This window comes from Streptomyces sp. NPDC040410 (assembly GCF_055595715.1).
Genome location: NZ_JBVIVK010000027.1, coordinates 1 through 9,836, shown reverse-complemented (window position 1 = coordinate 9,836; position 9,836 = coordinate 1). Strand labels below are relative to the sequence as shown.

The window sequence follows — 9,836 nt, the reverse complement described above, 5'->3', positions numbered from 1 at the left end:
AGGAGAAGGAGGGGGGAGGAAAAAAGGGGGGGGGGGGGGGGGGGGGGGGGGGGGGAAAAGGGGGGGGGGGGGGGGGGGGCCCCCCCCCCCCCCCACCTCTGTTTTCCGTATCCCGACCCCGGCACGCGGAGCGGCCGCCTACCGGCCGTCCGCCCCGACCGGCACCGCGGCGGCCTGGTCGCTGCTGCCGGGGTCCGTGCTCGGCCGCGGGCCCCGCATGACGGCGGCGGCGATCACCGCGCCGACGAAGGCGCAGCAGGAGGCGAGCACCAGGCCGGTACGCAGGCCGGAGACCAGGTCGTCCACGTTGGCCGCGGACTGTTCCGTGGCGATCAGAGAACCGAGGATCGCGACGCCCAGCACAACCACCTTGCCCGCGGTCCTGGTGTACTGCCTGGACACGCAGGACGAGGTGGCCCCGTCCTTGAGGAAGCCGGTGTCATCAACGATCAACGCCTCCGGCCGGATCACATCCTGCATTTTCCACGCCAGGCGGGCCCGCACATGCGCCGGATTCCACGGGCTGGTCGTCACAAAGTGCGCCAGAGCCTGGCGGTTGCCGTCCTCACCCAGCCTCGCGGCCATCGGTTCCACCGACTTGCGCCGTTGCGTCCAACAGCAGCCCGCGCACATATGCCTGCCCCCACCGCCGCTGGTCGGCACGGAAGAACCCGTCGAACAACTCCGCCGTGAACGCCTCCAGGTCCTCCCGGACCTCGGTCATCTCCCCAGGTGTTACACCACCACAACGACACCCGCAGCCCGACAGACACGCCACTCACGAGTGAAGCTGAGAAGCTGTGTCACATCATCTCTTCGCAGGTCAACGGTGGTGCCGAGGACAGTAGCGATCTCCTTTGCCGTCCTGAACGGCTGGCTGATCGCATGGAAGCAGGCGGGCCGCCAGGTCAGCGTGCTGGCCAGTCGACCGCGAATTCTGTACGCGGGCCAGCTTTCGGCAGGCCTGCCACCGACTACAGCTAGCCAAGCGAGCGGCCACCGAGCCGCGAGGCCGACCAGGACCCCGACTATGAGGCGACCATGGCACGGCTTCCACCTCTACAAGGGAAAGATGCCGATCGTGGCGACCACGCTGGAGCTGCTTTGCGAGCATGGCCCGGCCGGGCCCGCGTTCCGGCGCTTCGGCCGCGAGGGCTTTCAGAACCTCTGGGACGCGATCGGCAATCCCCGCGGGACGCCGCCCTCGCCCGCCGGGCCGAAGACGCGTGGCGCCGTCTCGCGCAGGAAGCAGCCGAACCGAGGCTCAGCGTCCGGTATGCGAGGAGTGCGGGACCAAGTTCACCGACGACCGGTGGACGGCCGGCATCGCGGTCGACTGGGGCCGCGGGGACAGCCACCCGCATCTGTGCGACGACTGCAAGACGCGGGCGCTCGAAGCGGAGCAGCAGGCGGAACAGGACGAGCGCGAGTGCCAGGAGCAGGAGCGCCAGGAGGCGGAGGCGGCGCAGGCCTCGAAGGCTAGCGGCTGGCTCGGACGCTGGCGAAGCTGACCCGGGCAAGCCACCCCCGACAAGGAGGGCTTGGCCAGGGCCGCCTGGGCAAGCCCTCCTTGTCGGGGACGGCTGCGAGGCTGGACAACATGGACAGCGACGATTGCGCTGGACATTGCGCGAGCCTGGTCAGCAGCTCGCTGAGCATCCGGTCCCGGAGGGCGAATCGGGAGGCCCATTGCTCTTCGGTGGAAACCCGTACCCAATGCAGATCGGATCCGGGCAGTACCAGAGGACCGCAACGTCGGAAGTCACGGAGTCACCATGTCGCGCATGGGCCGACGGTCGACGCGGCTCATCCGGCCGCGGTGAATGCAGTCATGACGACAAGATCGACTCCACGAAACTCGGGCAGCTCAGCGGACGTGTTGAGTGTGGCTGGTGAGCGGTGGGTCACCGGGGTATGGCCCAGCTTGCAGCCCTGGGTGCGCCGTTGGGTCCCCACACGGCCAGTGGGGGCCGTTGGCTGCGTACGCCGAGGAAGTCGATGGTTCCCTCGGCGCACTGGCCAGGCTTCAGGACGGTGTCCTTGCTCGGGAAAGCAGTCTTGGGGTCGGGGTCAGCCATTTTGATGGTGTTCACTTCGCCTCTCGGGCTGAAGAGCGCGAAAAATCTCCGATTGACGGTGATCGGTGCGCCGGTCGTGCTGCAGATACGGACTTTCACGTGGTCGTATCGAAGGTCCTCGTCGGCCGGGCGAGGAGGCATGTGCTGTTTGTATGCCAGCACCGCTGTTGTGCCGGTGGCCTTCGCGCCGCTGCGTGTGGTGCTGGTCCACTGCCATGCCTCGCCGAGAGCCATCGGGGTGTCCGGGGGCGCTGAGTAAGTGAGGCCGGCGGCGGTTTGCCGATCGGCGGTGTTCCGCTCGTCGCGTTTCGACGGTGTAGGCGTCGGGGCGGACTCAGTTTTCTGTGCGGTAGCGCTGGCAAGGTCGGCCGTACCGCTACAGGCGGTAACGGCGGCGCAGAGCAGGCCGACGGACAAGGCTGCGGTGATGGTGCGCATGGCGGCCCCCGGAGGTCGTACAGGTGGGCGAATCCTAGCGGCACGGCAGACTCACCAGGTGCTGTGTTCACACTGATGCTGACCAGCAGCGTGTGGCGATGCTGAGCATAAGGGCGGGATCAGGGACGTGTGCTTGCGGTCATCGTTGCCCGCGCCTCGTGAACCCCTTCTGTCCTGACATGGGTTCTGTGCGATCCGTGTGCGTTGTCCGCTCCCACAGCGTGAGGCGATCCGCATCCCGAGCTGCTGGGGCTTCAGCCCGGTGAGCGCGGGCTGCCCAGGGACGGCTTCGAAGTCGTGATCACAGCAACTACTTCACGATGTTGAAGTCGAGATACCTCCATTCCGTGTCAGGGAGATCACTAGGCCTTCGTGGAACCTGCTGTTAAGCCCACCTGTTCACAGGATCTTCACGGCAGCTACTGTCTCGCTTCACTGATCAACTTCTGGGCTTGAGCCGTCTTCAGCGGGAGCACGGCCGCTTCGGCCTGGCTGACGGGTCATTGTTTGGGTTGTGGCCCGCGCGCGGTTGTGCGGGGCTGTGTGGGCGTCTCTTGTCCGTGAAGGTGGCGGGCGAGGTACTGGCCGGCTTGTTCCGGCGCAGCAGGCGGAGGAAGCGGGCAAGGCCCTGCCCGAGCCGACGTGGCCCGAGGCTGCGGAAGCGACGGTGGACGTGTCCGAGGCGGTACCGGGGGAGCCGGGCACGGTGTCGCCGGAACCGTCTGGATCAGCGACGGGGATGACACTGAGGTCGCCGAGGTGGTCGAAGTCGCCCCTGTGCCCGAGGACACCGGCGCTACCTCCCAGTTGTCCCGGACGCGGCTTGCGGACGAGGACCCACCCACGCCGACTCCCAGTCCCTCGGACAGTGCCGACGCGCAGGCTTCTGCCAGCGCGGATCCGAGTGCGAGCGCGTCGCCGCAGCCGTCAGAATCGGCGTCCAGCGATCCGGCCGCTGATCTGGTGTCGCCGGAGCAGGTCGATGTGCGGGTGCTGGATCGCCAGGAGGTGGCGCCGGCCGGGGGAGTGGGTCTTGGACTGCAGGTGCTCCGCACCGACGGTGGTGCCTCGCCCGGTCACGTTCAGGTCGACATCGACTACTCGGGTTTCAAGTACGCCTACGGCGGTGATTTCGCTTCCCGGCTGCGGCTGGTGAAGCTGCCTGCGTGCGCGTTGCAGACGCCGGGGGCTGAGGAGTGCACGGACCGTGAGTTCGTGCCGGCCGAGAACGACCCCGCCAAGGCACCCTGACGGCCATGGTGACGGCGGAGCCGGACGTTGACGGTCTGTTGTCCCAGCTGGCCAGCGGCCTCCGTCTACGCGTTGAGCACGGGTTCTTCCTCGGACAAGGGTGACTACCGGGCCTCGAGCCTGTCGCCGACCGGTTCGTGGGAGGTGGCGACCGGTTCGGGCGCGTTCACCTACAACCTGCCGATCAGCTTGCCGGCTCCGGCGATGGGTTCGGCGCCGTCGCGGGGGCTGTCGTACAACTCGCAGGGAGCGGCCAGGGCCTCTGGCCGCTTACTGCGAGACGAAGGCACGGTTCGTCTGGTCGTCACGGCCGACCTCAACGCGCAAGCTGAGCCACGCGAGCGGCCACCGACGAGGAGCTCCGCGAGCTGCCGCTGCCAAAGGCGAAAGCGATCGAGATCGAGGCGTCCGCGACCGAGGCGGGGGCGGCACACGGCACGGGTTCGCTACCTGGGTCGGCCAGCCGTACTCGATCTTGGTCAGGTAGCCGCTCGCGGTGTAGGAGCGGGCCTTGTCGGTGTTGGTGACCGACACGGAGCGCGTCTCCGAGGTTTCCTTGGAGGTGCAGCCGTTGCTGCCGCCGGCGAGGGTGCGTCCGCAGGGCGGAGGGACACGGAACACCCCTGATCAGGCGGTGTTCGCGGCCATCGTGTACGTGCTGGTCAGCGGCATCGGCCCTGCGAGCCGCCGGTGTCGCCGAGATGCGGCAGAAGCCCTGGCTGAAGAGCCCCGTCAGTGCGGCGATACCAGCGGACGACCTGGCCGACTGCGCGTGGCCGTACTCCTCGTTCGGCAGGGCCACGAAGGGCAAGACGACCGTGCTCAACGGTAAGCCTGTGGTCCCCGTCCGACTGGCCGAGGAGGAGGTTAAAGGGGTCTACAAGGAAGGCGACTACACCTTCTATGTGGCCGCCGAGGGCAAGCCGTACTTTCTGAAGGTCGTCCAGAAAAGCCCCCACCATAAGAGCACGACCGAGTTCAGCGGTTTCAACCAGCCGTTGAACATCCAGCCCCCGGCAGCGGCCGACGTCCTGGATCTGAGCAGCCCGCCGAAGGTGTCCTACTAGAGACGGCATGCCAGGCGGACAGCCGCGTCAGGTCACAGCTATTCAGGCGTCCGAGCGACGGTTGACACCCACCACCCGCCGTGCTCCGGGCACTCGGCCTCGCCAGAACTGCTCTGGACGGCCGCCAGGCGCTTGAGCGGCATTGCCTGGTCCGACATACCGACGAACAGACCACGGCCCCGGCCGCATAGCGGCCTCAGTCGTCACAACCCCGCCAGATCCTGTCCCCGGTCCGACGAGCGTCCTCGGTCACCATGCCAGCGTAGAGCGGCAGTGTGGGCGCGTGGCGGCGTCACCTGAGCTCGACGGAGTACGAGCTCCCGGGGAACTCCCATCCGTCGGTGCCTTCGCCGATGTCCGCCACGATGACGTCGTCGATGAAGTGGTCCTCGAACTCGTTGTCGGTGAGCTCGCCGGCCAGCCAGAGTTCCTCGATCTCGTCCCAGTCGCCCCTTCTGGCGTCGATGCGCAGGGGCGCTGCCCGCCGGTTGCCGCGTTCGCGTTCGTCATCGCCGGTCTTGACGGTGCCACTGATCTCGAACTGGCCCCTCTTGACGTGGTCGGGGATCGGGTCGGCGGGAACGATGGCCGCGTTCTCGTAGGCGGTGTGGATGAGGTCACGGTAGCTTCGGCGGATGTTGTACTCGGGGTCGGACAGCCAGTTGATCAGGGTCGTGGTGGTCACGTGGAGTGCGGCGTCCTCGAGGGCCTGGTGTCCGCGGTGGGTTGCGGTGAGCTGGCTGAGCTGGGCGTGCCAGTGCTTGGCGTTGTACGACGACAGCCGGTGGCGGGGCGTGACCTGGGAGCGGAGGAGGTCGTTGAGGGCGGCGCCGAGGGAGCCTCCACGGCCTGTGGGCCCGGCCATCAGTCGTCACCTTCGGGGATGATCTCGCCGGGCTGGATGAATTTGGCCTTGACTTCGCCGAAGCCGGTTCCGATCCGGTAGGTGGCGGGCGGCGTTCCGGGGGGCGTCCAGAAGACCGCCGCGTCCACGTTGCGCAGTGCGATGAGGGTGTGGCCTTCCTGGACGGCCTTGAAGGCCACGGTCCAGTGTCGGACGGAGGCCTCGGCGACCATACTCATTCGCCAGTCCGGCCGCCAGAACGGGGAGCGCTGTTCCTGACGCTTGGGCCACAGCAGGCGCAGGGCGATGGACAGCCGGGTCTTGTACGCCTTGTAGGGGTCGCCGCCAGCTTGGACGAGCTCGGTGCGCGCCTGCCGGGCTGCGGTGTAGAAGGGCTTGAAGAGGCTTTCGTTGGCCTTCCCGGTCCAGGAGTCGTGGATGGTCGGCGCGGTATCGAGGTGGCCTTCGCGGACGAGCTTCTCGAGCTGCTTGATGTGGGGGGTGGTGACCCAGGCGCGGCCCTGGTCGTCGGGCCGCTCGATGATCCGCCCCAGGGGGTGGGGCATGTCGGTGCGGTTCCACTCCGGGATGTCGATGAGGTAGATCCCGGCTTGGGTCTTGTCGAACGCTTCGAGGGGGCCGGTGTGCAGGAGCTTGTTCGGCGCGAGGGGGACGGCCGAACAGGCGGAAGGGTAGCTGCCGTTGCGGTCGATCAGGCACATCACACCCTCGCCGAAGGAGTCGGGCACGTCGAGCTGGTCGCGCCGGACGCGCTTTCCGTTCTCCTTGGTGTGGGGGGTGCGGGTGAGGGTGGCGCCGGGGTGGACCCAGCGTGGCTCGCCGTCCATGTCCTCGGTGATCAGTGGCCATGGGCCGCTGTCGCGTTCCTCGGTGCGGATGACCTTGATCGGGTGCATCTTCGAGCGGTCGACGGCGTCCTTGAGGATCTTCAGGGCGGGGAAGACCGTTCCCTCGGGCTCGTCCTCCTCATCCCCCGGCACCAGGCCGTCCCCGTCTTCTTCTTCGTCGACGTCGTCGGGGACCTGCCCGCAGTCGCCGGTGGACTGGACACCAGCAGCGGCGGGCTGCCCGGTGGTGCCGGCGGGCGCGGTGGTGCTGTACGCCTGCATCGCGGCGGCGAGTCGGCGTCCCTCGGTCGTGTCCGGCAGCTGCCGCGGCTCCGTAGCCGCCTCAGCGAGGGAGGGCCCGAGTTCCGCAAGGGCTTCGGGGTCGCCGTTGACCAGTGTGGTGCGCAGTGCCGCCAACACGTGGGTGACGGAGGCTGGCAGCCCCTGCTGGGCACCGGACGTGTACGGGAGCGCCGCATCGGCCAACTCCCGCTCCACCGCGCTGCCCAGAGACCGCGCGGTTCCTTTGCCGCCCGTCCGGCCGACGGGGGCGGCTCCGGCGTCGAGGAAGCGGGCGTGCAGCAGGTCGGGCCGCAGGTACGCCGAGCCGATCGCGCCGAAGTCGCGCTCAGCGACCGTCACCTGAGCCCTGGAAGGCTCCTCAGCCGGTGCGAGCGTCAACGTGACATCGGCGTCCAAGAGGCCCAGGAGGGTGGGTTCGTCGCTGTCCACGATGGCGAGCACCGGTACGTGGAGCGTGCGCGCGAGAGAGGCCAGAACCTGGGAGGCGTCCGGAAGACGGTCGCCGGACAGGGGAAGTCGGGCGTTATGGGCGGCCTGTAGGCGGTCCACGACCACGAGGGCCAGGTCCTGGACGTAGGGGGCGGTCTCAGCGATCGCCTCGGCGGTCAGTTCGCTGCCGTCGTCGATCAGCAGGGGTGCCTGGACCAACTGCTGGGCGATCTGCTGCTCGTGCTGGGTGAGGCGGCCCTGCTTCAGGCGCGGGTAGTCGCCGCCGGTCTCCGCGGAGATGATCCGGCGCAAGATGTCGGCCTGGTTCGGCCCCGACGCCGCATAAAGGACCCGGTGGTTGTCGACGAGCGCGGTCTGCCGCGCGGCGGCCAAGCCCAGCAGGCTCCCGCCGACGTTCGGGGCGGCCGCCACCAGCGTCAGCCGGCCGGACTGCAGACCACCCGTCGCAGCGTCCAGCCCGGGCAGCCCGAACGTGGGACCGCCGGTCGGGCCGGAGGCGAGCACGGCACCGATGGCATCGCCCAGCGTGGCGAGCCTGCGGGGGGCACTGCCGCTGTCCTGATCGTGTGGGCTGTTCACCGCACCTCCTGCGGGCACCGCGCCAAAGTGCGCGGCCGTGTCGGACGAGAGGGCACCTGAAGAGGTGTCGACGGGAAGCAGCACCGCGACCGGGGTACGGCTGCGCCGGAGCACCTGCGGCTGGCCCTGAGCTGCCAGCGTGATGAGTTCACCGAAGTCCTTCTGCGCCGCACTCAGCGCGTGGGACGGGAACGCATCAGCCTTCCGGGCCGCCGGAAGCCGGTCGAGCGGCGCCAGCAGAGCACGCTCCCGGTGCTTGTGGATCAGCGTGGTACGCCCTTCCAGCTCTGCGCGCTTCACTAGGGCGAAGAGCTCTGTACGGGCTTCGGTCGCGTTCATCGCGGCCTCTTCGTGCGGTTGACCCACTCACCCTCCTAGAACACTCAACTCTCCATCATAGTAGCAGAATCCACTCTTTATTTGATTTGAATCACACCTTTTTCTGTGAGAGTCACTCACTTGTGAGGCTCTTCGGTGTCAGTTGCCGGCTCGAGCTCTCAGGCACGTGTTTCCGGAACCTCTCGTGCGCGGACTGCTTGCTCGTCATGAGCGCCTGCGCGATTTCGTCCCAGGAGTAGTTCTTCGCCCTGGCTGCGCGCACGGCCTCCTTCTGCCACTCCTCGGCGCCCGTCTGGAGCCGGGTAGCCACGTAGATGGCGAGGAGGGGTCGCTGCTCGTCGGGTTCGCCGCCGGGCCGCAGGGGGCGCTGAGCGCCTGGACCGTCTCTTCCACTTCGTCGAGTATTCGCCGGAGACGCTCGGGCAGCGTGCGGGACATGCTGACCTCGGTATGCCGGGCCCACTCCCGCTGCAGCCCCTCATCGCAGCCATCGGGGTCCGCGAAGTCCGCGGGGCGACGAGGCCTGCGCCAGCCGCATGCACGGACAACCCGGAGCGGGCGTCGACCTTCGCCGAGCAGTCCTGAGGGAGTGCTGGCCGCGGTGGTGACCACCACCGCCGGTTGGCGTGGAACTATCAGCGGCTCGTCCGACATGGGGCTCCTGGCCCGATGCGGGTCGGTGAGCAGTTTCTGCGTCGCCCATTGGGCTTCCCAGCGTGCAACGGCCGTACTTGGGGCACGGCCGTCCGTGTAGTGCACACTCGAGCCGTCCGCGCGTTGCCAGCCGACCGCCCACCCCCACAGCCCGACGGTGACGGCCTGGCTCCACAACGGGCGCCTGTCGAACGGCAACGAGGCGACCTTGGCCCACACCAGCAGATCGGTTCCCGGCACGGGGACTCTCGCGCTGGCACAGGCATGGTCGACTCCCGGGCGCCTGACACAACGGAGCGGCAGGCAACGCGGCCACCGCCGACAACTTTGCTGCATACGCGATCAGGTCCGCGACGTCCCACACCAGGGCCAGCGGTAGTGCGGCACGCTGCAGCGGCGGCAAGTCGCCGGGGGTGTCCTAGCAGCACGTCCACGGCGTCGCCGATTCGGTCCTCGTTCAGCCGCTCCTCGACCTCGACTTCCGCCGTCGAGCTCGCCTGGACACCTCCCGCCGGCCTAAAACAGGCCTTCGAGCGGCCGGAGGAAGCGGCGCTCATACCCCTTGATGCAGCGGGTGTCACGAGCCAGTCCGAACGCCTCCTGGCACTCCGAGTCGGACATGCTGATGGTGCGGTACTGCTCGTACGCGGCCAGGCTGGGAAAGGAGGAAGAGGGCGTAGGCAATGCCTGGGCGCTGCGCGCGTGCTTCGTGCGTCTGGGTGGTAGAGCCGAGGGGTTCCTGGCTACTCCCTGCCGCGCCGCTCAAGCGCAAGCCGAGTACTTCCCGGAAGTCGTTGAGTAGTTTTCCCGTGGCTCAGCAGTGCCCGACTGTGGAGACTCCTGTTCAACAACGCCGTCCCGGATATCGGTACGGATCCTCCCGCCGACGCCACCCCGAACAGGGCACCGTCAGCCCACCTCGTCGGCTCTACCCCAGAACGGAATACCACGATGCCCTCTTCCTCTCGTCCGGCCTTCTCACGAC

The 9,836-nt window shown here is 68.2% G+C and carries 6 protein-coding genes and 2 pseudogenes; 3 read left to right on the top strand and 5 right to left on the bottom strand.

Annotation, left to right across the window (positions count from 1 at the left end; translation table 11 throughout):
* Positions 1-309: 309 nt before the first annotated feature.
* A pseudogene (locus tag ACZ562_RS33915) lies at positions 310-724 on the bottom strand (transposase); the annotation flags it as partial.
* 502 nt (positions 725-1,226) lie between these two features.
* Between ACZ562_RS33915 and ACZ562_RS33910 the strand changes: the two are divergent.
* Positions 1,227-1,511 carry a hypothetical protein gene (locus ACZ562_RS33910; RefSeq protein WP_471187348.1) on the top strand — a complete coding sequence of 95 codons (285 nt, stop codon included), beginning with the start codon at positions 1,227-1,229 and terminating at the stop codon, positions 1,509-1,511.
* A 393-nt stretch (positions 1,512-1,904) separates the two neighbouring features.
* Here the strand turns inward: ACZ562_RS33910 and ACZ562_RS33905 are convergent, their stop codons facing one another.
* Positions 1,905-2,516: a hypothetical protein gene (locus ACZ562_RS33905; protein WP_471187345.1), complete on the bottom strand. Its 612-nt coding sequence runs from the start codon at positions 2,514-2,516 to the stop codon at positions 1,905-1,907.
* 777 nt (positions 2,517-3,293) lie between these two features.
* Between ACZ562_RS33905 and ACZ562_RS33900 the strand changes: the two genes are divergently transcribed.
* Both ACZ562_RS33900 and ACZ562_RS33895 read left to right on the top strand, forming a co-directional pair.
* Positions 3,294-3,767: a hypothetical protein gene (locus ACZ562_RS33900; RefSeq protein WP_471187342.1), complete on the top strand. Its 474-nt coding sequence runs from the start codon at positions 3,294-3,296 to the stop codon at positions 3,765-3,767.
* Positions 3,768-4,468: 701 nt separating this feature from the next.
* Positions 4,469-4,834 carry a hypothetical protein gene (locus tag ACZ562_RS33895; RefSeq protein ID WP_471187444.1) on the top strand — a complete coding sequence of 122 codons (366 nt, stop codon included), beginning with the start codon at positions 4,469-4,471 and terminating at the stop codon, positions 4,832-4,834.
* Positions 4,835-5,126: 292 nt separating this feature from the next.
* On the opposite strand, the gene ACZ562_RS33890 is transcribed toward ACZ562_RS33895, so the two are convergent.
* From ACZ562_RS33890 to ACZ562_RS33880, 3 genes and pseudogenes are all read right to left on the bottom strand, one after another.
* Entirely contained in the window at positions 5,127-5,699 is a 573-nt protein-coding gene (locus tag ACZ562_RS33890; RefSeq protein ID WP_471187339.1) for a hypothetical protein, read from the bottom strand.
* Positions 5,699-8,197, bottom strand: a complete 2,499-nt coding sequence (locus ACZ562_RS33885) for a DnaB-like helicase C-terminal domain-containing protein (protein ID WP_471187336.1) — start codon at positions 8,195-8,197, stop codon at positions 5,699-5,701. The genes ACZ562_RS33890 and ACZ562_RS33885 overlap by 1 nt, the downstream gene beginning before the upstream one ends.
* A 1,170-nt stretch (positions 8,198-9,367) precedes the next feature.
* Positions 9,368-9,536, bottom strand: a pseudogene (locus tag ACZ562_RS33880) (NIPSNAP family protein); the annotation flags it as partial.
* Between the last annotated feature and the right edge of the window lie 300 nt (positions 9,537-9,836).

Coding starts and splice junctions, on each gene's coding strand:
- ACZ562_RS33905 (WP_471187345.1), bottom strand. CDS start 2,516: ATGCGCACCATCACCGCAGCCTTGTCCGTCGGCCTGCTCTGCGCCGCC.
- ACZ562_RS33895 (WP_471187444.1), top strand. CDS start 4,469: ATGCGGCAGAAGCCCTGGCTGAAGAGCCCCGTCAGTGCGGCGATACCA.
- ACZ562_RS33890 (WP_471187339.1), bottom strand. CDS start 5,699: ATGGCCGGGCCCACAGGCCGTGGAGGCTCCCTCGGCGCCGCCCTCAAC.
- ACZ562_RS33885 (WP_471187336.1), bottom strand. CDS start 8,197: ATGAACGCGACCGAAGCCCGTACAGAGCTCTTCGCCCTAGTGAAGCGC.